A 26,440-nucleotide genomic window follows, 5' to 3' on the forward strand; every position below is an offset into this window, starting at 1 on the left:
CAAACTGAGGATTATACTATGCCTCTGTGCCTGAATTGTTTATTTAAAATAAAAAACAAAGGAACATTCTGAAGATTAGCCTTTTCCATCCCTGAACCCATCGGGATTCTGCCGGGTATGTTTTTTAAAAAAACGGGAAAAGTAAGAAGCATCACCAAAACCTAATTTAAAAGCAATCTCTTTTACAGTTAAAGCTCCAAAACTAAGCTCTCTTTTGGCTTCCAGAATAAGTCTTTGGGCAATCATTTTTTTCACAGTTGTTCCCCGGGAAATCCGGACAATATCATTAAGGTGATGGGCGCTTATTTTAAGCTGCTCAGCATAAAAATCAGTGTTTTTCTGAGTGATGTAATGTTCTTCTATCAGTGCTACCAGTTGCTGAATTCTCGGTTTATCCTCTTCCGATGTATTCTGCATCGTGATCTGATCAGTAATAATGAGACAGAAAGCTCTCAGATAAGCTTTTAAAATTTCAACACGTCCGGATCCAAGATACTCCTGTTTGATCATTGAAATCAGCCTATTTCCGGTTTCACTGCTTTCTTCATCCAAAAAGAAAGGTCTAGCTCCATTTGCCAGAACCACTTCAGTATCGCAGGCTTCTTTGAAAATTTCTTTGCTGATAGCCAAGACAGATCCTTTTTCCTTGCGGAGTTTCATATTAAAAACCTGTCCGGGAACAATAATGCAGATCTGGTTGTTTTTCACAGGATAACTCTCAAAATCCAACTCAAGGCTGCTGTCTGCATGAACTTCTTTAAACCAGATAATTTCAAAAAAATTATGACGATGAATATCCTCGAAGTTTTCCGGATGCCCATTTTCTAAGGTGTTGACCTGAAATTCTTCAGACACCAGATTATGAACAGGAATATTTTTTTCAGATGAACTCATTGCTAATGTATTTGATCAAATAAAGCAAAAACCGCAGCAAAAAGTACTACGGTTTTCTTACAATATTTAAAATTAAATATAATTTTTCGGTTTTGGTATGTTATTTAACTAAAAACAAGATAATAAATTAAACTCCATACTGTTACAAAAAACAAGACAAAAACGAAAGACTCTTTCAGGTTCTGATTTCTTTTTTTAATGTAGTGTTTGTATAGGGTAACTATTATGAATGTTATAATTACTAAACATGGTAATACTGTAAAAGTATACATCTTATTGGCCTAAAAAAGCATCCCACCCCTGAGCTGTAAGGGCTATCAGCTGGTTAGATCCTCTTGCTACCATAAAGTTTCCTTCTTCATTTTCTACCGCATGTCCGATAATGGTAAAATCTGGGTGGTTTCTAATTTTATCAAAATCATTGGGCGAAATAGTGAACAAAAGTTCATAATCTTCACCACCGCTTAAAGCAGTCATTACCGGATTCAAATTCATTTCATCCGCAGTCGAGATCGTAAGGTTGTCCAATGGAACTTTTTCCTCATACAATCTGAATCCTACTTTTGACTGATCTGAAAGGTGAAGGATTTCAGAAGCCAGACCGTCTGAAATATCGATCATTGAAGTGGGTTTAACATCCAGTTCCTCCAAAATATTTTTAACATCTGTTCTTGCTTCAGGCTTCAGCTGTCTTTCCAGGATATAATCGTAGCCTTCCATTTCCGGCTGCATATTAGGGTCAGCAAGGTATACGGCATGTTCTCTTTCCAGAATCTGTAAGCCCATGTATGCTCCACCTAAATCTCCTGTTACAACAAGAAGATCATTTGGCTTTGCTCCACTTCTTTTTACGATGTTTTCCTCATTTTCAATTCCTACAGCTGTAATGCTCATTACCAGCCCTGAGTTGGAACTTGTAGTATCTCCTCCTATCAGATCTACTTTATATCTTGCACAAGCCGCCTGAATCCCGGAATAGATTTCTTCCAAAGCTTCCACCGGAAAACGATTTGAAACCGCAAGGGAAACCAATATCTGGGTAGGCGTTGCATTCATTGCGGCAATATCACTGAGGTTTACGACCACAGCTTTATATCCTAAATGTTTTAAAGGAACATATCCTAAATTAAAATGGACTCCCTCCGCCAGCACATCTGTCGTAAGAATTACTTTTTTATTATCCGGATTAATAACTGCCGCATCATCTCCTACACCAAGTTCCGAAGATTCATTGGATAGCGGAAAATGTTCTGTCAGATGCTTAATAAGACCGAATTCTCCTAATTTCGAAATGGGCGTAAGCTCCTGTGATTTATCTTCAAACATGATTTCTATTTATAAGTGATCATTGATAAATGATAATTGATAGATCAAGAATGTAATATTTTTATCAACATCATCGATCAATCATCATTCATCATTTATATATTAATTTCTGACGGGTCGATATTGTGCGGGTGGAAAGGAAACTTTTTGAAATCTTCTTTCGACAATACCACGGTCTCCGGGCTCTTATATTTATTCATTGCCTCCACAACGTCATCCGGCGGAGTGGTCATTTTTCTAAGCATCATATCGATCCATACTCCTGTCGCTTCTGAAGTAGCACAGTGCATCCCATCCGGAGTATAGAATTTGTGAACGAAACGGTAAATAGAAGAATCTTCTGAGCATCCGTCAATTTCTACACTTACAATTACGACCTGATCTGCATAGATCTCTTTGAAGAAAGAATATCTTTCGTGCAGCATCACCGGACCAATTCCCCATCTGCTTAGCTGGGTAACTCCCATTTTCTCTTTAGTCATAAAAGCCATTCTGGCCTGCGCACAATATTGTACATATGATGAATTGGCTAAGTGCTTGTTGGCATCAAGATCGCTCCATCGCACTTCAAATTTATGGTAGAAAATCATTTGAAAATCGTTTTTGGTATGATTAAATTATAATCTTCAAAAATACTCAAATAAGATGGTTTATAAAAATTGTACTTTTGAAAAAATAATCTTCCGCATAGGATTACATAGACATGAAACAGATCATTATTATCGGAGGCGGTGCTGCAGGCTTTTTCTGTGCATCCAATCTTGACGAAAAAAAATATACAATTACGATTTTAGAGCAGAATTCTGATGTTCTTCAGAAGGTTAAAATTTCCGGAGGCGGACGCTGTAATGTAACCCACGCCTGTTTTGATCCAAGAGAACTTGTTCAGTTTTATCCTCGTGGAAACAAGGAACTGCTGAGTGTTTTCAGCAAATTTCAGCCTGGGGATACCATGGAATGGTTTGACCAGCGTAATGTTCCCTTGAAAATTGAAAACGATAACAGAACTTTCCCTGAAAGCAATTCTTCACAGACCATTATTAATACTTTTTTGAATGAGACCCAAAAGAAAAATGTCTCTGTACAAACAAAATGTTCGGTAAAAGAGATTGAAAAACAGGATGAAAAATATATTGTAAAAACCAATTCAGGAGATTTTAAGGCAGATTATATCGTGTATACTACCGGAAGTTCTCCAAAATCGTTGAAAATGATTGAGAATCTAGGGCATAAGATCGTGGACCTTGTCCCTTCCCTTTTTACTTTTAATATTAAAGATGATCTGCTGAAAGATCTTCCGGGAACAAGTTTTGAAAACGCTGGTATTTCCATTCCAAAACTGAAAACTGAGGAGAGCGGACCGTTGCTTATTACCCACTGGGGACTTTCAGGGCCTGCTGTTCTGAAAATTTCTGCATGGGAAGCGATAAGCCTTGCAAAGCTTAAATACAACTTTGAAATTGAAGTTAATTTTGTTTCCATAGAAACAGATGAAGCGGAAGAAATCTTTACTCATTTCAAACAAAGCAATCCTAAAAAGACCATCGGACAGTCTAAGATTTTTGATATTACGAACAGGTTCTGGCAAAAGATTCTAGAGATTTCAAAAGTTGACCTCAACAAACAGGTTGCCAATATTTCTGGAAAGGAAATGCAGAAAATCATTGAAAACCTTTGCCAAAAAAAGTTTCAGGTAACGGGGAAATCTACCTTTAAAGATGAATTTGTAACCGCCGGAGGTGTTGATTTAAAGGAAATTAACTTTAAAAACATGTCTTCAAAACTGCTTCCTAATTTTTATATTGCAGGAGAGGTTCTCAATATAGATGCTGTGACAGGAGGTTTCAATTTCCAGGCATGCTGGAGTGAAGGATGGCTGATTGCACAGGATCTCAATAACTTATAAAAAACACACCCATGAAAAAGATCTCAATACTCATCTTACTATTAGGAGCTCAATTTGCTTTTTCTCAAACAATACAAAAGGAGGAACAGCAATCATCAACTCCATCGTCAGAGATAAATAAGGATGAAATTAAGCCAAATGAAATCTCTCCCGTCGAATATCCTGGAGGAATGATTGCTTTGAGGCAAGATATTAGTCAAATCTTTGATCCTTCAAAATTTGAAAACTCCTCGGGAGTATCTAAATCAATTACAAAGTTTGATATCAATCCCGATGGGAGCATAAGTTCTGTTTCAACAACGGGAAATAATCCCGCTCTGAATAAAGAGATGGACCGCGTCATAAAAGCTTTAAAGACCAAATGGAAGCCTGCTACTAAAAATGGGCAAGCAGTTAAGGCAACGTACCGCATTCCTATGACTTTAAATCTTTAAAATGCTAATCTAGAAAAGCTAATAAACCATATCTATGAAAAAAACATTAGCATTTATTTTATGTCTTGGTTTTGGCCTTGCATTTGCTCAAACAGAAGAAAATAAAACACAACCTGTGGAGGATCATACCAAAGATCAGCATAATGCTGTAAACACCAAAAACGCTGAATATCCCGGGGGCATGATGACACTTCGAAAAGATATTGCTGACAAAATAAGAACGAGAAAAATAAGAGGACAAGGAATAATCAATGCGAGAGCAAAGTTTATAGTTACTATCGAAGGTAAAATAGATGGCATTATAGTAACCGGAGATAATGCTGATTTCAATAAAGAAACAGAAAGAGCTATAAAATCTTTGAAAGCCCAATGGAAACCAGCAGAATCCAATGGCAGGATTGTCCGCAGCTATTTGACTTTTCCTCTAACTATAAGCTTTGAATAATCGAGATGCTCTCTGCTAAAAGAAATACATCTACCCTTTTTAAAATCCTTCTCACCATAGGATTCGGATACTTCTTTTGGCTGATGCTGAAGATTACGTTAGAATACATTCCTTTTAATTCTGAAGCCAGTTTTCTGATGATCAAACAGACTGAAGTAGTAGATAGACCGGAATACCTTGCGTTTTTCTATACTCATGTCTATACGAGTATTTTTGTACTTCTTTCAGGGTTTTTGGCTATTCTCAGAAGGAATTTTGGATTAAAAAACTTCCACCAGAATATGGGAAAAGTGTATATTTTTCTCATTTTGATCTGTGCGGCACCTTCGGGAATTTATATGGGAATATTTGCCAACGGAGGTATTCTGTCGAAGGTTTCTTTTGTTATTTTGGGCTTTTTATGGTGGTTTTCAACGTTTAAAGCGTATCAGCTGGCAAGGCAGAAAAGGTTTAAAGAACACAAGCAATGGATGTGGCGGAGTTTTGCCCTTACATTATCTGCTATTACATTGAGAATGTGGAAAGTTATTATTGTATATTTATTTCATCCCAATCCTATGGATGTCTATCAGATCATTGCATGGCTGGGATGGGTTCCTAACCTCCTTATTATTGAATATTTAATCACAAAAAAACATATATGAAAATTGTAAACTACACGCTTATTTCTTTACTGGCAGTTTCTTTGGTAAGCTGCAAAAAAGATGGGAAGATCAATGAATCGGGAAAAGATTCTCTAACCGCAAAAAAGGATTCTGTTGTCGTTCCTGAAGTTCATAAAGAATATTACGGAATTTATACCGGTGAATTTGCAGGAATGGAAAAGGTCGTTGACGAAATGGACGGTTCGGAATATGATGTCAATAATTATAAAAGAATCTCTTTGAAGATCAACAGAATCACAAAGGACAGCGTTTACGGACAAAGTATTGTGAATGGAAATCAGCGCCCATTCCGAGGAGTTTTCAATGAAGCAACAGCCTCTTTTGTCCTGGATGAACCTGGAAATGACAAAACAGACGGAAGGTTCGAGGTGAAACTGAAAGGTGACAGCTTAACCGGAAAATGGAATGCATTCAATAAAACATCAGTTAAAGCACCTTCAAAAACACTTAAACTGACCAAAAAAGAGTTCGTTTATAATCCTAACTTTATGCTGGACAAGAATTCTGATCTGGTAGACTGGTCGAACCCTAAAGAGTTTACAGAAAAGTATAAGGATGAAGAAACCGGAAAAACAGAAAGCTATAAAACCTCTAAAAACCGCATTGCCTCAGAAGCAATATTCAAACTGAATGCATCCAAGCAGAAGCTAACGGAAAAAGATCTTAAAAACTTAAGAAAACTTGATCTTGAAATCATCAAAAATTCTGTATTTGCAAGACACGGCTATTCTTTTAAAAAAGAAACCTACAGAAACTTCTTTGAACAAACAGATTGGTATATTCCTGTTTCCAGCAATGTAGATAATGACCTTTCTCCTATGGAAAAAGACAATGTCGCTTTACTGAATCGCTTTACCAAGTATGCGGAAGATAAATATGATAGTTTTGGAAGATAGAGAGAAGGTGTTAGGTTGCAGGAATTAGGAATTGGTTGGGCCTAATGTTTCGTCTTTCTTCATTTTTATGATAAGATAGAGAATTAGGCAGCCTACCGCGTAACACAGATTATCAATCCACGAAAAAGAATTTCCAATGACAATATACATTAGGCTTCCAGGACGGAAGCCTAGTTTTTCTGCAACATGGAAATACTGGGCAAATTCTACCAGAAATGAAAAAATCAGAATTCCGAGGATCAGCTTCTGGTCATTTACTTTTACAAAACTCTTCACAAAGGTGTAAATAAGCATCACCACAATAACATCTCCAAGATAGGCTCTAACGAAGAAAATCCCGCTCAGTTTTGTGGCGATTAAAATTTCTGCAAGAAAAATAAACAGGGTCAGAAGGAGATACTTCAGGCTGAATTGTAATTTCATTTCAAATTGGGTTTAAGGCATAAAAAATCGGTATTCCAAGAACACCGATCTTATTATAGGTAAGCAAATATATTATTTCTTTACTTTGATTGTACATCCGATGGCTGCTGTTTTTGTCATTTTTACAGCATCTCCTTTTATTAAAGCATTGACAGCATCCTGAGCATAATATTCTGATACATCATTCGGATTATCATAATTGTTGTCGATAGCGCCAATATATTTTACAATATTCTTTCCGTTTTCCTTTTTCAGTACAAAAACATGCGGCGTCTTTGTAGCGCCGTACTGTGGGTAAATTTTCTGCCCTTCATCCACCAGATACGGGAAAGTAAAGCCTTTCTGCTTGGCTCTTTCAATCATCTGTTGATAACCGTCTTCCGGCTGTGCATTAGGATCATTAGGATTAATGGCAATAACCGGATATCCCTGAGCTTTGTATTTTTTATCCAGCTCAATGATTCTGTCTTCATATTTCTTTGCATAAGGACAATGGTTGCAGGTAAATACCACAATGAATCCTTTTGCACTTTTAAAATCGCTCAGAGAGACCATTTTCCCATCAATATTCTTAAGCTTAAAATCAGCAGCTTCATCTCCTACTTCATAGCCTTTTACAGATGAAACATTCTCTTTTTTATTTTTGCCTTTATCGTGATCCGTTGTCGTAAAGCTTAGTAATCCAAGTCCAACAATGATTGCGGTCATTACAATTTTCAGGTTTTTCATAATAGATTATTTATTGTAGATTTTCTTTAATTGTTTTTTCAAGATCTTCTTTGCTCATTTCACCGTCATTGAAATGAACTTTCTCTCCATTTCTATAGAACAGCGTTACCGGAATATTTCCATCCCAGTCTTTTTCAAACCTTGGGATCCAGGTATTCATTCTTTTGATATCATCCAGCAAAAGCACTTCAGCAGTAAGATTTTTATTTTTAATGAATTTCAAAACTCTTTCTTTATCTGCAAGCCTGTCCAGTGAAACTAGAATCATTTTAAATTTAGGATTTGCGACATATTGATGATTGATCTCCATAAAGTGGGGCATCTCCTTTACACATGGGCCACAGGTGGTTGACCAAAAGTTGACCACAAGAAGTTTATCTTTCTCTTCCTGAATTCGTTTTTCCAGATTTTCATATTTCACCACTGAAATTTCAGTCTGCTGGGCATTGAAAACCGTACAAAACAGGAATATGGCGAATACCATTAATAATTTTTTCATATTCAAAATTAATAAAACACTATTATTCAATTATATACAATAACGAAATTTACAGATTTTATAAATCATTTACAAATAAACAATTTATTTTCATCAGCAATTCATTTTTTTGATATTTTTACTGCCTTAAATTAAAACCATGAAAAAAGCTTATTTACTTCTGCCAATTTTCTTTTTGGCATCCTGCTCTAGCAGTAATGATGATACAGAATCATCCAATAATAACGGGAACAACAATGATAACAGTCCGGTCTTAGTTACAAAAATGGTTGCTGACGGAGACACTTCAACGTTTACTTACAATGGCTCAAAAATCTCTCAGATTAAAAACATCACCAATAGTGAAGTTACTCTATTCAGTTATTCAGGAGATCTGATTACTCAGCAGGTAACTACCGGTTCAAGCACCAGCTATAAAACCAATTATACCTATGATGGAAACAACAGATTGAGCAAAAAAATATATGTTGAGAATAATCTTTCATCCGGAGCTGTTTCTACAGTAGAAACCAATTATACATATCTTTCCAGCAATAGTGTAAAAATTACCTATACTGCAAACTTTACAGGGTCTTCTGCTATAAGAACAGGTACAAAAACGGCAACATTAAATGCAGACGGCTCCCTAAGCAGCTGGACAGAAACAGCATCAGTTCCTGCTAACACCGGAGGATTTCATAGTGCAACAGGATCTTTACAGCCTATCCAATACGATACTAAGAACGCTCCTTTTAAAAATATAACAGGATTTTTAAAAATTATTGATGCCGAAGATGAAAACGGATCCACCCACAATATCCTAAGCTATAATAATCTCCTTAATTATAACAACGGCTCAGGAAGTGCTGAATGGGGAATCTTTAAGTCTACTTACGAATACAATACCAGCAATTATCCTACTAAAAATGTCCGAACTTATTATAATAAGACCGGAACAGGGGTAACGAACAGCGAATTGAATACTTACGAATACAATCATTTATAATAGAAAAGAGAGCTTAATGCTCTCTTTTTGTTTTCATTAACACCTATGTTAAATTTTTCCCAATTCATGGAATTATATGGATGATTTTGTATATTAGCTTAGAATCAAAACTAAAATTACCATGAAAAAATCAAACATTCAAAAGAGAAAATTAACCAAGACTGAGTTAAAAGAAATTAATGGTGGAGCACTTCCCCCTAGATGTCTCCGCGGATTCTGTACCCTTCCTGACTCAGGAGAGATGGTACCCGGGCTTGTGGGACGAGATGGATTTTGCTGCTAACCCAATATTAAATTAAAACAATAACCCAAAATCAAACTACCATGAAAAAATTGAACAATCAGAAAAAATTGACAAAAAACGAATTAAAACAAATCAATGGAGGCAGCGGACCTCTTTGTCCAGGAACTTGTTTTTGCAATATTGACGGAGAGATGAGCATAGGTGCATGTAATTCCAAAGGACAATGTTGTTAATTAAACTCTAATAATCAATCAAATTATCATGAAAAAATCAAACATCCAAAAAAGAAAATTAACAAAAAGCGAGCTGAAAGAAATTAACGGAGGTAATGGACCTATCGCTTGCCCTGAAGGATTATGCAAAATAGGTGATGACCAATATGTTATCGGTCCTGTAGGTAGAGACGGATACTGCTGTTAATATCACGTAATCTTGTTAGATAAAATAAGGATTGAGGGAACCCCTCAATCTTTTTTTTGAATTAATATTTTAAACCTAAAAAAGTTAACAATTTGACTCACAATATTTTGAACATAATAAAATAACTTGTAAATTAGCTTTTACCAAATTAAAATTATTATGAAAAATTCAAAAAATCAGAAAAGAAAGCTTAGTAAAAATGAGCTGAAAGGGATCAGCGGAGGAGCCAGCAGACCTATCTGCCCAAGAGTAATAAGCTGTACAGATCCTCATACCGGAGAGGAAAGATCTGGAGTTCCCGGGATGCAGGATGGATTTTGCTGTTAACCAAGTTTATACCATTTAAACAAGGAGAATATGAAAGATTCAAACATTCAGAAAAGGAAACTCACCAAAACTGAGTTGAAAGAAATCAATGGCGGGGCAGCCTGTGCAGAAGGTTTATGCAAACTAAGAGGAGTAAACCACTTCCTGATCATTGGCCCAAAAGGTAAAGACGGCTACTGCTGTTAATTAAGCTTTAATTTTATAACAAAAAAAATGATTGGATTATTTTCCAATCATTTTTTTTATCGCATTCAGCTTCATCAAAGCCTCAATTGGTGTCAAAGTATTGATATCTATTTTTGTCAGTTCCTCACGGATATTCTCCAGAACAGGATCATCCAGCTGGAAGAAAGAAAGCTGCATATTTTCCTCAGTCACTCTTTTGATACTCTCAGACGTATTTCCTCCCTGAGTTCTGCTCGCTTCAAGTGTTTTAAGAATTTCATTCGCTCTGTTCACCACCTTGGATGGCATTCCGGCTAGTTTTGCAACATGAATACCGAAACTGTGCTCACTTCCTCCTGGTACCAGTTTTCTCAGAAAAATAATATTTCCTTTGTTTTCCTGGATAGAAACGTGGAAATTTTTCACCCTTTCAAAGTTGATGGTCATTTCATTCAGCTCATGATAGTGGGTTGCAAACAGGGTCTTCGCCTGCGTTGGATGCTGATGAAGATATTCTGCAATAGCCCACGCAATAGAAACCCCGTCATAAGTGGAAGTTCCACGGCCGATTTCATCCAGTAAAATCAGGCTTCGTTCTGAAATATTATTCAGAATATTAGCCGCTTCATTCATTTCTACCATGAAAGTAGATTCTCCTGCAGAAATATTATCTGTGGCTCCTACCCTTGTAAAAATCTTATCCAGCATTCCGATTTCAGCATGCTTTGCAGGCACAAAACTTCCGATCTGAGCCAAAAGACATACAATAGCCGTCTGCCGCAGAATTGCCGATTTACCAGCCATGTTCGGACCTGTAACCATAATGATCTGCTGAGAATCTTTATCCAGGAAAATATCATTCGGAATGTACTTTTCTCCCAACGGAAGAGCATTCTCTATGATTGGATGTCTGGCTTCTTTTAGGTCGATCGCATAGCCGTCATTCAAAACAGGCTTTGTATAACTCTCAGAAACAGCCAGTTCAGACAAACCGGCAGCCACATCAAGTTGTGCAATGATATTGGAATTCCCTTGAATCTGATCAATATAAATCATCGTTTCTGCACATAGATTCCTGTACAGTGAAGTTTCCAGAACACCGATTTTTTCTTCGGCTCCCAGAATCTGGTTTTCATATTCCTTTAACTCTTCGGTAATATATCGTTCAGCATTCACCAAGGTCTGCTTTCTTACCCAGTCATCCGGAACTTTATCTTTATGGGTGTTTCGAACTTCAATATAGTATCCGAAAACATTATTAAAATCAATTTTAAGACTTGAAATCCCCGTTCTTTCAATCTCTCTCTGGCACATTTCATCCAGAAATCCGCGTCCTTTACTCTGCAGGTTTCTTAACCTGTCCAGCTCTTCAGAAATACCGGCTTTAATAATGTTTCCTTTGGCAATGTTTACCGGAAGTTCTTCATTAAGGTGGTTTTCCAGGAATTTAATTAATTCTTCCAGATCAAATAATGGTTCCAACCACGCCAGTACTCCTGCATGAGGATGCAATAACGCTTTGATTTTATGGATATTAATCAAACTTTGACGCAGATATCCTAATTCTTTGGGTGAAATTTTTTCTGCAGCCAGTTTTCCCATTAATCTGTCAAGATCCGAAATCGATTTCAACAGCTGGCAGATCTCATATTTCAGAGGTTCATTTTCGTTTAAGAAATCAATCAGAGAAAGTCTTCTCATAATCTCATCCACTGATTTTAAAGGAAGAATAATTCTTCTTCTCAATAATCTCCCTCCCATCGGAGTAGAAGTTTTGTCAATGATATCCAGCAGAGATTTTCCTTGTGGATTACTTGGATAAACAATTTCCAGGTTTCTCAGGGTAAAATTATCCATCATGAGATAATCTTCCTGCGGAATGATCTGAAGTTTTGTGATATGGGAAAGCAGGTTATGATGAGTATCCTCCACCAGATAAGCAAAAATAGCCCCTGCTGCAGTGATCGCCAGTGGAAGGCTTTCTACCCCAAATCCTTTTAAAGAATTGGTTTTAAAATGATTCGTTAATTTTTCGTAGGCAAAATTATATTGGAAAGCCCAGTCTTCCAGTTTGAAAGCATTTTTGTTTTTTATCTGCTCCGGAATCTGTGTACTTCTCTGGAAAATAATCTCACTGGGATCAAAAGTATTGACAATATGCAACAGTTTTTCCAGAGTTCCTTCACTTACCAGAAACTCTCCTGTAGAGATATCTACTAAGGCCATTCCGTATTTCTCTTTTTCTTTGTGTAAAGAAAGAAGGAAGTTATTCTTTTTTGAATTTAAAACCTGGTCATTGAAGGTTACACCAGGTGTTACCAACTCCGTAACGCCTCTTTTTACAATCCCTTTCACTGTTTTTGGATCCTCCAGCTGATCGCAGATCGCCACCCTCATGCCTGCTCTTACCAATTTTGGAAGATAAGAGTCTACAGAGTGATGTGGAAATCCGGCTAGTTCTATATGCCCATCACCATTGGCTCTTTTGGTAAGCACAATACCCAGAATCTGAGAAGTTCTGACAGCATCCTGCCCAAAAGTTTCATAAAAATCCCCAACCCTGAATAATAATAGCGCATCAGGGTATTTCGCCTTGATGGTATTGTACTGCGTCATTAATGGAGTTTCTTTCTTCGCTGCTTTTGCCATAGTAAAAAATGAGCCCCAAATTTAGAAAAATAAATTCAGGGTATGAGAATTGTTTATCAGTTAATCTTTTATACTTTTCTTTATCAGCAATTAATCGTATTTTCACCATCAAATCACATTATTCATGGAATTTCCTGTTTTAGAAACTGAAAGGCTTATTTTACGTCAGCTTACTTTTGATGATACCCAAGACTTGTTCGAGTATTTTTCTCTGGATGAAGTTATGGTATATTATGATCTGGATACCTTTAAAACAGAAGAGGATTCCCGACGTATTATTCAACATTTTAACAGTGAATTTGAAAAAGGAAAAGGGTTCAGATGGGCCCTCGAACTGAAATCTAATGGAAAGGTTATCGGAACCTGCGGTTATCATAACTGGTATAGAGAACACTTCAGGGCAGAAGTCGGCTATGAACTTAATCCCAAATTCTGGCAGCAGTCTTATATGAAAGAAGCCATTCTCCCGATTCTGACCTATGGATTTGAAACAATGAGACTTCATCGTGTAGATGCTTTTATAGATCCTTCCAATATTTCTTCCGAAAGACTTTTAACTTCTTTAAATTTCAGCAAAGAAGGAACTTTGAAAGATTTCTTTTTTGAAAAAGGGAAATTTGTAGATGCCACAATCTTTGGTCTTATCAATAAATAAATTGATTCAAAATCCAACGCAAAGAAGCAAAGAAAATTGATTAACTCTTTTTATTTTTCGTTCGCAAAGCCATTTCATTTAGCAATGGAAATCTTGCTTCGATGAGTGAAACGCCTTTGCGAACTTAATAAATCAAAACTTGCGTCCTTGCGATAAAATTATCTAACCTGTCATCTTTATCTTTCCGTTTTAAGATGTTTCTCCAAAGCCTCGGAACTTTTTTTATAGGCCCATTTCTGCTTATAATCCACCCATTTGGCTTTGAAAAGCTTACGCATGAGTTTATCTGTATATCTCATAATAAAGACGTGATACAGCATATTGGCAAAGACATTGGGCTTATTGGGAAGAGCTCTTAAAGACAGTGAAAAACCGGGCTCCAAGTATCTGTTGAAATGCCAGAATGCCCCGGGAATAAAGAGCGCATCACCATGTTCCATGAAAATTTCATAGCCTTTCGCATATTTCAGGGCCGGAAACTTTTCATAATCCGGATTCTCATAATCCAGTTCATAAATTGTATGAACCGATAAGGGAACTTTATATAAAAACGGAGATTGCTTCTGGTCAAATAGCAGGATTCTTTTTTTTCCTTCAAAATGGATATGCATAAAATCACCCAGATCCACATCATAATGCATTAAAACATGAGCTTCACTTCCCCCGAAGAATAAAGTAGGCAGTCTTTTGAAAAACTTCATCCCCAAATCCGGATAGGTGAAATTTTTCAATAGCTCAGGAAGTTTGTCTGTGATGATATAGAAAAAGATTCGCAGATCTGAAGGCTTACTTTTTATCGTATCAATATACTCCTTCATTTTCATACGGGTGACCGGAGCATCTGAGCTTTTCGCAGCATCAGCCGGCTTATTGTTGTACAGCGGAACCTCCTGATCTCCTGCTTTTTCCAGGATATAGGCCAGATTCCACTTTTCAAAAGCATCCCATCGACTGGCGAAATTCTTGATTAAAAGAGGTTTCTTTTTTTTAAAATAGTTCTTCTGAAAATCTTCTTTACTGATATCATTTACAATATCTACGTTTTCGAGGATCATGTATTTTATATTTAGTGCGAACTAAAAATAGTCTTTTTTTGAAACCTGCAAAAATTTTAAAAGAAGAGATAAAAACTTACTTTAATAAATACAGCAGTATGGAAATGATTCCACCCAAAAAAATGAAAGCACAACCCGGAGAACTTTTGCTTCCCCTTACTCTGCCGCGGGTATTCACATAATGACCGCTTACCCAGGTTCCGTTTTTTTTGAAGTGTCCCTTTCTATAATAACCCATGTTTTAGTTTTTAAAGCAAAATAAAGAGGTCTTTCAGTATAAATTTTACGGGTTACCGTAAGTCAGCACTAAATGAAAAAAAATTATATTTGTAGTAATAAGTCAACTTATGAGAGCCTACAACACCAAACATTTCATTAAAATCCTTTTCAGTTTACACAAAAGCGATACCTTAAAAATTCTTTTTCCAAGTATGGTTCTTGTAGGATTGTATTCCTGGGGCATTCAGTATCTGGAAGTAGAATATCTGCATCTTACTTCAAAATCCGGAATCAGCAATGTGGGAATGATTCATTCTCTGCTGGGTTTTGTTCTTTCTCTTTTACTGGTTTTCAGAACCAACACGGCTTATGACAGATGGTGGGAAGGTCGTAAACTTTGGGGAAAACTGGTAAATGACACCCGAAACTTTGCTATAAAGATCAATACCATTTTGGGGGACAACCGTCAGGATGCAGAACAAATCGCACGGTATTTAAAATTTTTTCCTCACTTTTTAGCCAAGCATCTTTCTAAAGAATCTACAAGGCTCGCTTTGGACGAAGATTATTCTGAAATAGAAAATTCTTTAAAAAATCATGGCCCGAGTGAGATGATTATTCTGATGAGCCATAAATTGAACCTATTAAAGAAGGAAGGTAAGATTTCAGAAATTGAAATGCTATATTTAGACACTCAACTATCTGGTTTCCTGGATGTATGCGGAGGTTGTGAGAGAATCAAAAATACACCAATTCCCTATTCTTATTCCTCTTTCATCAAGAAATTTATTATCCTGTACGTTTTTGCACTGCCTATTGCTTATGTCATTACCATTGGTCTTTTTATGATCCCGCTTACCGTTTTTGTCTATTATGTATTGATGAGCCTTGAGCTTATTGCGGAAGAAATTGAAGACCCTTTCAATAATGATGAAAACGATATTCCTATGGAAGCATTGGCACAGAATATTGAAAAAAATGTACATCAGATTATGATTAGAAAATAAAAAATCAAGCTTTTAAAGCTTGATTTCTTTTAATTCTCCGTCTTGTTTTATTTCTACAAACTTGCTTTCCCTGTTGGCAGCAGAATAACCGTAGAAAAATGTATTATATATAGGAGAGGAATACATATATCCTCCCATCCCATTATAAGTATCTGTGGTTCCTGTCTGCTTCTGGTAACTGGCTGTCGCTGTAAAATTGATAATCGTCTCAAGATAATATTTGCCGGGTTTCAGTTTTTCAAACTTAAATCTGCCACGGTCATCCGTTAATGCCTCTACTCTATATTTAAAAGCCTCTTCAGACATATACACCGTATTTTTTTTGTTTTCATATTTCCTTCTCATATCATAAAACTCTTCAAAATAAGGAGTCACCGGAAAGAGCATGATTACTGTTCCTTGCTTTGCATAATGTTTTTCTCCCAGCAAAGGCTTAATGCCCAGGGCTGTCTTCTGCTTGGTAGAAGCCACCCCTTCAATGGTAGAATTCCCGAATCCAAGCATATCACGGGCCATTTTTTTATCAAAAAAAGCTTGAGGATAATACGTATTTTGTGCTCCCAGGTACACAAACCCCAACATCAGTATGAATAATGTGAATAATTTTTTCATAGTATATTTTTGAGTCAAATATAAGTATTTTACTATTTTTGAAATAAAAATAGCTATGAAGTACATTTTTCTATTGTTTTTTTCCGCTTCCACTATCGTTATGGCACAGAAACCTTGTGGATATAAAGACGGATTACAAGAGGGATCTTGTAAAGAATTCTATGATAACGGGCAAGTAAAAAATACAGTAGAATGGAAAAAAGGGAAAGTGGATGGCGATGCCATTTTTTATTACGACAACGGAAAAGTACAGTCAAAAGGAGAATACAAAAAGGGATTCAAAGTAAAAGAATGGTCCTATTTTGATAAAAACGGAGTACTCACTTCTAAAGAAGCTTTTAGAAATGGGGAAAAGAATGTTTATGACAACAGTCTTACGGCCACTTTTTATTCTCCTGCAGGTAAAATAACTGAAATTTCGAATTATAAATTCAATAAATTACAGGGTGAAAGCAGAACCTTTCATGAAGACGGAAAATCATTGAAAGATATCGGACAGTATGACAACGGCCTTGCTACCGGAAAATGGAAAGTATTTTATCCCTCTGGAAAACTACAGCGTGAGACGGAGCTTGCCAACGATAAAAGAAATGGCAACAGGGTTCATTACCGTGAAGACGGAAGCATAGAAAAGACCGAGGTCTATAAAGAAGGAAAATTAATCTCAACAAAATAATACAATTGGTACAGAAACTAAAACTGGAAGAACTTAACAGAATAGATGTAGAAACATTTAAGAAGGTTGAAAAAATTCCGTTGGTCATCATTTTAGACAATATCAGAAGTATGCACAACGTAGGTGCAGCTTTCAGAACGGCAGATGCCTTTTTAATTGAAAAAATCGTTCTTTGCGGAATTACCCCCCAGCCTCCTCATCGTGAAATTCATAAAGCGGCACTGGGAGCTACGGAAAGTGTAGACTGGTCTCATGAATCAGATACCAATACGGCAATTGCTGATCTGAAAAGCAAAGGGTACGAAATTATCGGAATCGAGCAGACGACCAGCAGCAAGCTTATTACTGATTTTACGATTGACAGATCGAAGAAATATGCACTGATTTTAGGAAATGAAGTAGAAGGAATCAGTGATGAAGTGCTGCCTAATATTGATGTATTCTTAGAGATTCCGCAGCTTGGAACCAAACATTCTCTTAATGTAAGTGTATGTGCAGGAATTGTGATGTGGGAATTTGCAAAAGCTTTAAAATAAAAAAACTGCATATGTCATTAGTAGACAGTGCAGTTTGAAATAAATCTAATAAAAAGTAAAAATGAAAGGCGACAAAGGTACTTTTTTTTTCTTTACTATCAAATTTTGATGGCATTTTTTTTGTTTCATCTTAAAAAAAGTGGTGTTTTCAGAAAAAGTTTCATTTAATTTTTTATAAATTAGCACAATGTTTATCAAGGACTATATCTCTAAAGACTTTCCATGTTTTAGCCTGTCTGACTCTATAGAGTCGGCCAGAGATATATTGGAAGATTTCGGATATTCCCATGTTTTCATCAAAAAATCCCATCACTTCTACGGAGCTATTGCAATGGACTTTCTGTATGAAGAAGAGGGTGGAACCCTGAAGGACCTGGAGCACCAGATTGAGCGGTTTGCTATTTTGGAAGACAATAATATTATGGACAGTATCCGTCTGTTTTATACGTTTAGTTCCAACGTGATTCCGGTAATTAATAAGAATGAAAAATATCTGGGATATATTACCTGTGAAGATATCTTTCAGGATCTTTCCCGTTATCCTTTATTTTCAGAATCAGGAGCTATTCTTACTGTAGAAACTCCCGCCAGAAAATATTCAATGACGGAAATTGCCAGTATTGTAGAAACCAATAATGCTAAATTCTACGGTGGGTTTATAAGTTTCATGTCTGATGAAGTGATCCATGTGACCATCAAAATCAGTAGTGAAAATCTGGCCTCGATAGACTCAACTTTTGACCGGTACGATTACAGAATTGTTGAAAAATATTATTCTGATGAGAAGTCCGATCTGTTTAAAGACCGTTTTGGTTTTTTACAAAAATTCATAGAAATATAACATGAAGGCAGCCATATATTCTCAGAAAAAAGATCTTGATACTTTTTTATATTTAAGCAAGTTTATCTCTGAACTTGAAGCCAGAGATGTAAAATCTGTTCTATATGATGAAATGGCTGAAGCACTTCAGTTTTCAAAAATCTTCGAAACATTCAACTGTAAACAGGATCTTCTGGATAAAGAAGTAGATCTGTTTTTCACTTTTGGCGGAGATGGAACAATCGTAAATTCATTAACATTCATTGAAGATCTTGAAATTCCTGTTGTAGGAGTGAATACGGGAAGACTTGGATTTCTAGCTTTTTTTACGAAAGAAGAAGCCTTTAAAGAACTGGATTCCATCTTAAAAGGAGATGTAAAAACAAGCCGCCGTTCTGTCATTGAAGTGGTATCTCCCAATCTGGAAGGTTTTTTTCCTTATGCATTGAACGATGTCACTGTTTCCAGAAAAGAAACCACCTCCATGATTACGGTAGATTCTTATATCAATGATGAGTTTTTGAATGTATTTTGGGGTGATGGTGTGATCATTTCAACCCCTACCGGTTCTACCGCCTACTCTTTGAGTTGTGGTGGACCAATCATTTCTCCGAACAACGAAAATTTTGTCATCACTCCTATTGCCCCTCACAATCTGAATGTGAGGCCATTGGTGGTAAATGATAAAGTAGAAATAAAATTCAGGGTAGAAAGCCGTGTACCTCAATACTCCCTTTCTTTGGATTCCCGATTGATCCATATCGAAACTGATAAGGAAATTATTATCAAAAAGGCGGGATTCCAGCTTCTTCTGGTACAGCCCAACGGGTTGAGTTTCTATGAAACCATCCGTCAGAAGCTACTTTGGGGCAGGGATAAAAGAAATTAGTAATTTCTTAAAAATGATTACCTTTACACAAAATTAAAACACCTAATAAATTTATAATAAAAAGTAAAACATGAGCAGAATTTTTCCGGCAGGAGTTGCCACAGGTCAGCTAGTTACTGATATCTTTCAGTATGCTAAAGAAAACAAATTTGCATTACCTGCAGTAAACGTAATTGGATCAAGCAACATCAATGCTGTGATGGAAACTGCAGCGAAATTGAACGCTCCTGTAATTATTCAGTTTTCAAATGGTGGAGCTGCATTCAACGCAGGAAAAGGATTAAACAATGACGGACAAAAGGCTGCCATCTTAGGATCTATTGCTGGTGCAAAACATATTCACACTCTTGCTGAAGCTTACGGAGCAACAGTCATTCTACACACAGACCACTGTGCAAAGAAATTACTTCCTTGGATCGACGGATTGATGGATGCTAACGAAGAATTCTTCAAGCAGACAGGAAAATCTCTTTACTCTTCTCATATGCTGGACCTTTCTGAGGAATCTTTAGAAGAAAACCTTGAGATTTCAGCTCAATATTTCGAAAGAATGGCAAAACTTCAGATGACTCTTGAAGTAGAAATCGGAGTTACTGGTGGTGAAGAAGATGGTGTTGACAACTCAGACGTTGATAACTCTAAATTATATACTCAGCCTGAAGATATAGCGTATACTTATGAAAAGTTAAAAGCTATTTCTGACAACTTTACCATTGCGGCAGCATTCGGTAACGTACACGGAGTTTACAAGCCAGGAAACGTAGTGCTTACACCGAAAATCCTTGACAATTCTCAGAAATATGTTCAGGAAAAATTCGGAACGGCAGCGAAACCTGTTAATTTTGTATTCCACGGAGGTTCAGGATCTACTTTAGAAGAGATCAGAGAGGCTATCGACTACGGAGTAATTAAAATGAATATCGATACTGACCTTCAGTTTGCATATACAGAAGGCGTTAGAGATTATATGGTAAATAATATTGAGTATTTAAGAACTCAAATCGGAAACCCTGAAGGAGAGGAAAAACCTAACAAAAAATTCTATGACCCAAGAGTTTGGGTAAGAAAAGGTGAAGACACATTCTCTACAAGATTGGTGAAAGCATTTGAAGATTTAAATAACGTAAATACTTTAAAATAAGAACTGTACATTTGTACCGATGTAAAAAGTATTCATAGAAATACATTTACATGGGTACATTTTACATTTATACATTAATACAAGCAAAAATGGCATTCGACTGGTTTAAAAGAAAAGCAAAAAACATTACCACTTCTACTGATGAAAAAAAGGACGTTCCCAAAGGTCTATGGCATCAGACTCCATCCGGAAAAGTTGTGGAACATGATGAACTAAAGAGAAATAACTATGTTTCTCCTGAAGACGGATTTCATGTAAGAATAGGAAGTTCGGAATTTTTTGACATCCTTTTTGACGGTGGTAAATTTACCGAACTGGATGCTAATGTTGAAAGTATTGATATCTTAAACTTTAAAGATACAAAACCTTACAAAGACCGTTTAAAAGAAGTAAAAGCGAAGACAAAACTTACAGACTCTATCAGAAATGCTGTAGGAACTGTAAAGGGTACTGAAATGGTAGTTTCTTGTATGGATTTTGCTTTTATTGGTGGATCTTTAGGATCTGTAATGGGAGAAAAAATCAGAAGAGCAGTAGATTACTGTATTGCCAATAAACTTCCGTATATGATTATCTGTCAGTCCGGAGGAGCAAGAATGCAGGAAGCAACCTACTCTTTGATGCAGCTGGCAAAAGTTCAGGCTAAATTAGCTCAGCTTTCTGAAGCAGGACTTTTATACATCGCTTACCTTTGTGACCCTACATTCGGAGGAATCACAGCTTCTTTTGCAATGACCGCCGATATCATCATGGCAGAACCGGGAGCATTGATCGGTTTCGCAGGACCAAGAGTAATCCGTGAGACGATCGGTAGAGACTTACCGGAAGGATTCCAGACATCAGAATTCTTACAGGAAAAAGGATTTGTAGATTTCATCGTAAAAAGAACTGAAATTCAGGATACTGTTGCTAAAACAGTCAATTTATTAGCTGTAAAAGCATAGTATCTGTAACAAAAACAATACAATCTCTCTCTAATTAGGGAGAGATTTTTATTTATGAGGACTTTTAAGATATTTTTCAATACCATCAGAAGTATGAGTTTTAAAAAGATTATGCGTCTTTTATCACTTATCCTTCCTCATCCCCTTTTTGCCCTGTTAAGTTTCTATGCTACTGTAAAAGCTTTCACCATAGCACAGAAAAAATTCCCCAAAACGGCCTCTACTAATGGTATTGGAAATGCTTTCAGACATGCCTTGTGGTGCTGCTTCATTATGATGTACTGCTGCAAAATTTCTTCTCCTAAAAAAGCACTTGATTTTTGCAAAAGAATTACAGATATGCATGAAGAACTATTCCCGAATGAACCTTTGGAGACAAAAATGGATCTCCACAACAATAAAATCGGAATGGATTATTTCATGGAGCTTCTACCGGGCATTCACCGCCAGTTTTTTGAAAAAAGCTTTTTTGTAGAGGCATTGATCAAAAAAATGGATGATGCCAAAGTTCTGAAAAATCTGGATGATGATTTTGAAGGGTACCTTGTCTATTTGGAAGAGTAAATAATTCATTTTATTTTAAACGCTAAAGATCGCAAGGAAAATTTAAAAACTTTATGCATATTTTCGTCCGCAAGGGCATTTCATTCAGCAGTGTTCCATAATTGAAGTTCTCTTTGCTTAGTGCTAACGCCTTCGCGAACGGAAAAATCAAACTTCATCATTAAAAACCTTTGCGTGCATTGCGTTAAAATAATTTGAAATCAGTAAACCATCATTAGTTCTCTCACACTAGAATAACAAAAGGCTTTAGTTATTTTTGTGGTTTAAAGTATTTTTGATAAGTTTAAACAATTAAATCAATCAGATGGTTCTCAGCAGAATTTGGTCGGCCTTTATTATCATTGCCATTGCCATTGCCAGTATAAAATACGTTTCATCAGCTCACTACAAAACTATTTTTAATGATATGGTTGTGGGAAAAGGTGGTGATACCGTGAAGGTTGTATCTCAACCGATGAACAGCCTTTCTCCTGTTATCAGAGACAGTCTGATGAAAAAAAATGATTTTGCCGACAGCAGAATTCACTACAAAACAGATTCTTTAAAACAAAATGTAAGCGTTTATCGTGTTCAGGAGGCTGATGGAGTGATCGGAACCTCAGAAACAGCGGTAAAGATCTGTATTGGTCTTATCGGGATCATGACGCTTTTCATGGGATTCATGAGTATTGCTGAAAAAGCAGGAGGAATCAATCTTCTAAGCCGCCTGATACAGCCGTTTTTCTCCAAATTATTTCCCGACGTCCCTAAAAACCATCCCGCTTTTGGACATATGTTGATGAATTTCAGTGCCAACCTTCTGGGATTGGATAATGCAGCAACTCCTTTTGGCCTAAAAGCAATGGAAAGTTTACAGAGCTTAAATCCTAATAAAGATACCGCCAGCAATTCTCAGATTATGTTTTTATGTCTCCATGCCGGAGGGATGACTTTAATTCCTGTATCCATTATTGCCATCAGAGCATCCATGGGTTCAAAGACCCCTACTGATATATTTCTGCCCTGTATGATTGCTACTTTTGCGGCTACATTGGCTGCGATGATTATTGTTTCTTTATACCAGAAGATCAACCTGCTTCGCCCTGTCGTTATCGCTTATGTAGGAGGAATTTCAGCCGTTATTGCTTTACTGGTGGTATATCTTGTACAACTAAGCAAAGATGAACTGGATGACTTCAGTAAGATATTAAGCAATGGACTTATTCTCTTTATTTTCCTTGCCATAGTACTTGGAGCTGTTTATAAAAAAATCAATGTTTTTGATGCCTTTATTGAAGGGGCAAAAGAAGGTTTTACCACCTGCGTCAAGATTATCCCTTATCTGGTTGGAATGTTGATTGCCATTTCCTTATTAAGAACTTCTGGTGTTTTTGATGTGATCATTGACGGAATGAAGTGGGTGGCCAACGTTGCCCATATGGATCCAAGATTTGTTGATGGACTTCCAACGGCTTTAATCAAACCTTTATCTGGTTCAGGAGCAAGAGGAATGATGGTGGATACAATGTCAACATTTGGGGCTGATAGTTTCCAGGGGAAACTAGCGGCCGTACTTCAGGGAAGCTCAGATACGACGTTCTATGTGATCGCGGTTTATTTTGGCGCCGTTGCCGTTAAGAATACAAGATACACAGTAATTGCTATGCTTCTGGCCGATTTAGTCGGTGTTATCACTGCAATTGCCTTAGCTTATTTGTTCTTTGCTTAATTAAAAGTGCTGGTTGAGGCCGATGTTATTAACTTTAAACACTAAACTTAAAACTTTAAATCATTATGATTACAGATAAAGAATTTACTTTAAGACTCATTCGCCAATTGACTCAGGCATTAGAAAAATTGATCCTGGATAAACCTGAAGAAAGTTTAATGCAGAAAGAACTGGATTTTGATACTTTGATGAGAGATATTTTCAAGATAAGTTTCACAGAAGTCTCTTCTAAGACCAAGGAAGAAATCATTGCTATCGTTAACGAAAGGCAAGAAAGGGATCACAAAGATTATTATGAAATGCTTGGAAACCTTTTCTACTTCAACAGCAGGCATGATCAGAATAAAGACTTTCAGGATAAAGCAAAGACATTTTATGAGCTGTATCTTCAGACCAGCGGTATTTTTGCCCTTCCGATTATCAACAGAATAAATGAATTAAAAAAAGCACTTGAATAAAGTGCTTTTGTATTTTAGAATGTAATTTTATAACTTCCGGTTGATGATGTATTGGCTTTCTCTGCCTTTACATATTTCTTCACCCATGCCACAGATGTGGAGGATACACAAGGGTCTGAAACCCCTCCGGCTCTTCTTGCAGACACCACATTTCCTGCTTTATCTACAGTATAAGCAATGGTAATTGATCCACTTACAGTACAGCTGTGAGAAGGCTGAGCTCCTCCTCTTCCCATTGTTCCAGGAATATAGCCTACGAGCTTTCTATCAATTCCAACTTTACTGTCTCCGTTTCCATCTCCACCTAAAGGATCTCCTGCATTTCCGATTCCTTCTCCTGTCCCTTGGCTTCCTGCTTTTGTACCTCTTCCTTTAATCAGGTTTCCAATAGCAGCATTTCCTTTTCCATCCCCGTTTCCGGTTTTTGAATTGGCTGTAGCAGCGCCTGATTTCTTGGTATTTTTTGAAGCGCTCGCACTTGTTGCTTCTTTTTTCTCAGCTTTTTTTGAATCTTCCTTTTTAGGAACGGTTGCTTTTGAATTGTTTCCCGTAATAACCTTCTCCTTAACTTCTGGTTTCTTTGGTGCGGGAGTAGGTACCGGTTCTGGTTGTACTACAGTTTTTGTTTCCGGAACAGGTGTTTCTGCTGGCTCAGGTGTCACTTCTTCTGTAGCTGCAGCAAGGCTTCCCGGCTGCTCAGCAGGTTCTTCAATACCTTTTCCGTTTCTGTTATCTCCGAAGTTCACCAACATAGTCGTTACCACTTCAGGTTCTTTATCCAGTTCAGGTTTTAATTTATATAAAAAAACAAAAAGCAAAACGGCAGCCCAGATAAGAATAGAAAGCACGGCGCTCTTTATCCTATCTTTGTTTTCGTCGTTTCTGTTTGCTGTATAGCTTTTCATCTTAAAAAGTAATTCTTTCCGGAAATCCGGATCTGTTATTTATCTTTAACCGTTGCAATAGCAATGTTAAATTTATGTTTTTCAGCGATTTCCATTACAAAAACAACATCTTTATGCAGCGTATTTTCGTCGGCTCTGATCGTGAAAGATTTATTCGTCTGACTGGCTAATTTATCAACAATAACTTTCTCCAGTTCTCCTTTATTAACAGGGTTATCATCTACAAAGAATGAACCATCCGGCTTGATACTTACCGTAACAGGATTGGGTATATTATCGTCAACAGCTCCGGCTTTCGGCAGATTCACATCAATGGCGCTTTGATTGGCGGCAGAAGAGGTGATCATAAAGAAGATCAGCATCAACAGGATAACGTCTGTCATCGCTGCTAAACTGAATTCCGGGTTTGCTTTATTTCTTCTCTGAATTTTCATCGCAAGAAATTTTATAAAGGTTTATTGATAAGGTCTAAAAATTCTCCTGACATATTCTGAGCTTTCAGCACAAACTTATCAATCCTTGTCAAAAGAATATTGTAACAGAAATTAGCAGGAATTGCTACTGCCAAACCTACTGCCGTCTGTCCTAAAGCGGTATAAATACCTTCTGAAAGTGTTTTTGGAGAGAAAGATCCTGTTGCGTGGGATAGATTAAAGAAAGCAATAATCATCCCGATTACTGTACCCAAAAGACCTAACATCGGTGCGATACTTGGTACCACCGCCAAAAGGTTAAGGTTTTTCTCCATACTAGCAACTTCTACCTGAGCCTGCGATTCCATGGCACTTACAATATCAGAAACAGGACGTCCCAATCTTGAAATTCCTTTTTCTAAAATTCTTCCTTCCGGAGAGTTCTGTGTTTTGCAATAATCTGCCGCAGCCTCTATTTTTCCTGCTTTTATAAAGTCTTCGATATTGTTCATGAAGTTGGAATCCGTTTTTGAAGTGAGTCTTTTGATAAAGAAAAATCTTTCAAAAAACAGATAGAGAGAAAATATTCCCAACAGCAACACAATGGCCATCACTATTTTAGCGAATGCACCCCCATGAAACATGATTTTCCAGAATGAGAACTCTAAGTTGTCTGCAGCAACTGCAGGTGTGGCGATTTGTGCAAATAAAATCTGAGAAAGTTCCGTTAACAGCATTAAATGTGAATTTTATTAAAGTTTCAACGACAAATGTAATAGAATATTATGAATTGAACTCTTAAAAATTGCTTAAAAACAACTTAAAATTTGT

At 36.7% G+C, this 26,440-nt stretch carries 33 protein-coding genes; 21 read left to right on the forward strand and 12 right to left on the reverse strand.

Features of this window, described 5'->3' with window-relative positions:
• Positions 1 to 75: 75 nt before the first annotated feature.
• From AC07UM_RS12205 to AC07UM_RS12215, 3 genes are all read right to left on the reverse strand, one after another.
• The gene (locus tag AC07UM_RS12205) at positions 76 to 894 is read right to left on the reverse strand and encodes a helix-turn-helix domain-containing protein (RefSeq protein WP_494683254.1); all 819 of its coding nucleotides are present in this window, start codon (positions 892 to 894) and stop codon (positions 76 to 78) included.
• A 273-nt stretch (positions 895 to 1,167) separates the two neighbouring features.
• Entirely contained in the window at positions 1,168 to 2,220 is a 1,053-nt protein-coding gene (thiL, locus tag AC07UM_RS12210) for a thiamine-phosphate kinase (RefSeq protein ID WP_494683253.1), read from the reverse strand.
• Between the two features lie 95 nt (positions 2,221 to 2,315).
• Positions 2,316 to 2,810, reverse strand: a complete 495-nt coding sequence (locus AC07UM_RS12215) for an acyl-CoA thioesterase (RefSeq protein WP_494683252.1) — start codon at positions 2,808 to 2,810, stop codon at positions 2,316 to 2,318.
• 113 nt (positions 2,811 to 2,923) lie between these two features.
• Between AC07UM_RS12215 and AC07UM_RS12220 the strand changes: the two genes are divergently transcribed.
• From AC07UM_RS12220 to AC07UM_RS12240, 5 genes are read left to right on the forward strand one after another with little or no spacing between them, the layout of a single operon-like run.
• Positions 2,924 to 4,126, forward strand: a complete 1,203-nt coding sequence (locus tag AC07UM_RS12220; RefSeq protein ID WP_494683251.1) for a BaiN/RdsA family NAD(P)/FAD-dependent oxidoreductase — start codon at positions 2,924 to 2,926, stop codon at positions 4,124 to 4,126.
• Positions 4,127 to 4,137: 11 nt separating this feature from the next.
• A complete protein-coding gene (locus AC07UM_RS12225; RefSeq protein ID WP_494683250.1) occupies positions 4,138 to 4,560 on the forward strand; it encodes an energy transducer TonB in 423 nt (140 codons plus the stop codon).
• Between the two features lie 34 nt (positions 4,561 to 4,594).
• Positions 4,595 to 5,005: an energy transducer TonB gene (locus AC07UM_RS12230; protein ID WP_494683249.1), complete on the forward strand. Its 411-nt coding sequence runs from the start codon at positions 4,595 to 4,597 to the stop codon at positions 5,003 to 5,005.
• A gap of 5 nt (positions 5,006 to 5,010) precedes the next feature.
• Entirely contained in the window at positions 5,011 to 5,649 is a 639-nt protein-coding gene (locus AC07UM_RS12235) for a DUF2306 domain-containing protein (RefSeq protein ID WP_494683248.1), read from the forward strand.
• On the forward strand, positions 5,646 to 6,566 hold the full coding sequence (locus AC07UM_RS12240; RefSeq protein ID WP_494683247.1) for a YARHG domain-containing protein: 921 nt from the start codon (positions 5,646 to 5,648) through the stop codon (positions 6,564 to 6,566). Before AC07UM_RS12235 ends, AC07UM_RS12240 begins: the two co-directional genes overlap by 4 nt.
• A gap of 24 nt (positions 6,567 to 6,590) precedes the next feature.
• Here the strand turns inward: AC07UM_RS12240 and AC07UM_RS12245 are convergent, their stop codons facing one another.
• From AC07UM_RS12245 to AC07UM_RS12255, 3 genes are all read right to left on the reverse strand, one after another.
• Positions 6,591 to 6,989 (reverse strand): ribosomal maturation YjgA family protein, encoded by a 399-nt coding sequence (locus tag AC07UM_RS12245; RefSeq protein WP_494683246.1) that lies wholly within the window; start codon positions 6,987 to 6,989, stop codon positions 6,591 to 6,593.
• A 72-nt stretch (positions 6,990 to 7,061) separates the two neighbouring features.
• Positions 7,062 to 7,718: a thioredoxin family protein gene (locus AC07UM_RS12250; protein ID WP_494683245.1), complete on the reverse strand. Its 657-nt coding sequence runs from the start codon at positions 7,716 to 7,718 to the stop codon at positions 7,062 to 7,064.
• A 10-nt stretch (positions 7,719 to 7,728) separates the two neighbouring features.
• The gene (locus tag AC07UM_RS12255; RefSeq protein WP_494683244.1) at positions 7,729 to 8,217 is read right to left on the reverse strand and encodes a TlpA family protein disulfide reductase; all 489 of its coding nucleotides are present in this window, start codon (positions 8,215 to 8,217) and stop codon (positions 7,729 to 7,731) included.
• Between the two features lie 139 nt (positions 8,218 to 8,356).
• Here AC07UM_RS12255 and AC07UM_RS12260 point away from each other — a divergent pair, with 139 nt between their 5' ends.
• The 5 genes from AC07UM_RS12260 to AC07UM_RS12280 all read left to right on the forward strand — a co-directional run bounded on the left by AC07UM_RS12260 (position 8,357) and on the right by AC07UM_RS12280 (position 10,379).
• On the forward strand, positions 8,357 to 9,202 hold the full coding sequence (locus AC07UM_RS12260) for a hypothetical protein (protein ID WP_494683243.1): 846 nt from the start codon (positions 8,357 to 8,359) through the stop codon (positions 9,200 to 9,202).
• 324 nt (positions 9,203 to 9,526) lie between these two features.
• Complete coding sequence (locus AC07UM_RS12265) at positions 9,527 to 9,679, forward strand: class IIb bacteriocin, lactobin A/cerein 7B family (RefSeq protein WP_494683242.1); 153 nt, start codon at positions 9,527 to 9,529, stop codon at positions 9,677 to 9,679.
• 28 nt (positions 9,680 to 9,707) lie between these two features.
• Positions 9,708 to 9,866 carry a hypothetical protein gene (locus AC07UM_RS12270; RefSeq protein WP_185147169.1) on the forward strand — a complete coding sequence of 53 codons (159 nt, stop codon included), beginning with the start codon at positions 9,708 to 9,710 and terminating at the stop codon, positions 9,864 to 9,866.
• A 159-nt stretch (positions 9,867 to 10,025) separates the two neighbouring features.
• On the forward strand, positions 10,026 to 10,193 hold the full coding sequence (locus AC07UM_RS12275; protein ID WP_494683241.1) for a hypothetical protein: 168 nt from the start codon (positions 10,026 to 10,028) through the stop codon (positions 10,191 to 10,193).
• A 30-nt stretch (positions 10,194 to 10,223) separates the two neighbouring features.
• Entirely contained in the window at positions 10,224 to 10,379 is a 156-nt protein-coding gene (locus AC07UM_RS12280; protein ID WP_494683240.1) for a hypothetical protein, read from the forward strand.
• A gap of 36 nt (positions 10,380 to 10,415) precedes the next feature.
• Here the strand turns inward: AC07UM_RS12280 and mutS are convergent, their stop codons facing one another.
• Positions 10,416 to 13,007, reverse strand: coding sequence for a DNA mismatch repair protein MutS (gene mutS / locus AC07UM_RS12285; RefSeq protein WP_494683239.1), 2,592 nt, complete (start codon positions 13,005 to 13,007; stop codon positions 10,416 to 10,418).
• A 124-nt stretch (positions 13,008 to 13,131) separates the two neighbouring features.
• On the opposite strand from mutS, the gene AC07UM_RS12290 reads away from it, so the two are divergent.
• The gene (locus AC07UM_RS12290) at positions 13,132 to 13,662 is read left to right on the forward strand and encodes a GNAT family N-acetyltransferase (RefSeq protein ID WP_494683238.1); all 531 of its coding nucleotides are present in this window, start codon (positions 13,132 to 13,134) and stop codon (positions 13,660 to 13,662) included.
• Positions 13,663 to 13,838: 176 nt separating this feature from the next.
• Here AC07UM_RS12290 and AC07UM_RS12295 read toward each other — a convergent pair whose 3' ends face one another.
• Positions 13,839 to 14,717 (reverse strand): cupin-like domain-containing protein, encoded by an 879-nt coding sequence (locus AC07UM_RS12295; protein WP_494683237.1) that lies wholly within the window; start codon positions 14,715 to 14,717, stop codon positions 13,839 to 13,841.
• Between the two features lie 347 nt (positions 14,718 to 15,064).
• Here AC07UM_RS12295 and AC07UM_RS12300 point away from each other — a divergent pair, with 347 nt between their 5' ends.
• The gene (locus AC07UM_RS12300; protein WP_494683235.1) at positions 15,065 to 15,943 is read left to right on the forward strand and encodes a bestrophin family protein; all 879 of its coding nucleotides are present in this window, start codon (positions 15,065 to 15,067) and stop codon (positions 15,941 to 15,943) included.
• A 12-nt stretch (positions 15,944 to 15,955) separates the two neighbouring features.
• Here the strand turns inward: AC07UM_RS12300 and AC07UM_RS12305 are convergent, their stop codons facing one another.
• Entirely contained in the window at positions 15,956 to 16,555 is a 600-nt protein-coding gene (locus tag AC07UM_RS12305; protein ID WP_494683234.1) for a hypothetical protein, read from the reverse strand.
• 55 nt (positions 16,556 to 16,610) lie between these two features.
• On the opposite strand from AC07UM_RS12305, the gene AC07UM_RS12310 reads away from it, so the two are divergent.
• The 9 genes from AC07UM_RS12310 to AC07UM_RS12350 all read left to right on the forward strand — a co-directional run bounded on the left by AC07UM_RS12310 (position 16,611) and on the right by AC07UM_RS12350 (position 24,291).
• A complete protein-coding gene (locus AC07UM_RS12310) occupies positions 16,611 to 17,231 on the forward strand; it encodes a toxin-antitoxin system YwqK family antitoxin (protein ID WP_494683233.1) in 621 nt (206 codons plus the stop codon).
• Between the two features lie 5 nt (positions 17,232 to 17,236).
• On the forward strand, positions 17,237 to 17,767 hold the full coding sequence (locus AC07UM_RS12315; protein ID WP_494683232.1) for an RNA methyltransferase: 531 nt from the start codon (positions 17,237 to 17,239) through the stop codon (positions 17,765 to 17,767).
• A 187-nt stretch (positions 17,768 to 17,954) separates the two neighbouring features.
• Positions 17,955 to 18,608 (forward strand): CBS domain-containing protein, encoded by a 654-nt coding sequence (locus AC07UM_RS12320; RefSeq protein ID WP_494683231.1) that lies wholly within the window; start codon positions 17,955 to 17,957, stop codon positions 18,606 to 18,608.
• Position 18,609: 1 nt separating this feature from the next.
• Complete coding sequence (locus AC07UM_RS12325) at positions 18,610 to 19,476, forward strand: NAD kinase (RefSeq protein WP_124532857.1); 867 nt, start codon at positions 18,610 to 18,612, stop codon at positions 19,474 to 19,476.
• Positions 19,477 to 19,546: 70 nt separating this feature from the next.
• Entirely contained in the window at positions 19,547 to 20,617 is a 1,071-nt protein-coding gene (fbaA, locus tag AC07UM_RS12330; RefSeq protein WP_124532859.1) for a class II fructose-bisphosphate aldolase, read from the forward strand.
• 89 nt (positions 20,618 to 20,706) lie between these two features.
• On the forward strand, positions 20,707 to 21,561 hold the full coding sequence (accD, locus tag AC07UM_RS12335; RefSeq protein WP_124532861.1) for an acetyl-CoA carboxylase, carboxyltransferase subunit beta: 855 nt from the start codon (positions 20,707 to 20,709) through the stop codon (positions 21,559 to 21,561).
• A 54-nt stretch (positions 21,562 to 21,615) separates the two neighbouring features.
• Positions 21,616 to 22,125, forward strand: a complete 510-nt coding sequence (locus tag AC07UM_RS12340) for a DUF6973 domain-containing protein (RefSeq protein WP_494683230.1) — start codon at positions 21,616 to 21,618, stop codon at positions 22,123 to 22,125.
• 304 nt (positions 22,126 to 22,429) lie between these two features.
• Complete coding sequence (locus AC07UM_RS12345; protein WP_494683229.1) at positions 22,430 to 23,833, forward strand: nucleoside recognition domain-containing protein; 1,404 nt, start codon at positions 22,430 to 22,432, stop codon at positions 23,831 to 23,833.
• A gap of 65 nt (positions 23,834 to 23,898) precedes the next feature.
• A complete protein-coding gene (locus AC07UM_RS12350; protein WP_103233187.1) occupies positions 23,899 to 24,291 on the forward strand; it encodes a hypothetical protein in 393 nt (130 codons plus the stop codon).
• Between the two features lie 14 nt (positions 24,292 to 24,305).
• Here the strand turns inward: AC07UM_RS12350 and AC07UM_RS12355 are convergent, their stop codons facing one another.
• The 3 genes from AC07UM_RS12355 to AC07UM_RS12365 are packed head-to-tail and all read right to left on the reverse strand — an operon-like array spanning position 24,306 to position 26,346.
• On the reverse strand, positions 24,306 to 25,196 hold the full coding sequence (locus AC07UM_RS12355) for a ferric siderophore ABC transporter substrate-binding protein (RefSeq protein ID WP_494683228.1): 891 nt from the start codon (positions 25,194 to 25,196) through the stop codon (positions 24,306 to 24,308).
• Between the two features lie 35 nt (positions 25,197 to 25,231).
• A complete protein-coding gene (locus tag AC07UM_RS12360) occupies positions 25,232 to 25,630 on the reverse strand; it encodes an ExbD/TolR family protein (protein WP_494683227.1) in 399 nt (132 codons plus the stop codon).
• An 11-nt stretch (positions 25,631 to 25,641) separates the two neighbouring features.
• Complete coding sequence (locus tag AC07UM_RS12365) at positions 25,642 to 26,346, reverse strand: MotA/TolQ/ExbB proton channel family protein (RefSeq protein WP_494683226.1); 705 nt, start codon at positions 26,344 to 26,346, stop codon at positions 25,642 to 25,644.
• Between the last annotated feature and the right edge of the window lie 94 nt (positions 26,347 to 26,440).

This window comes from Chryseobacterium sp. GW821-FHT04C04, assembly GCF_059420365.1.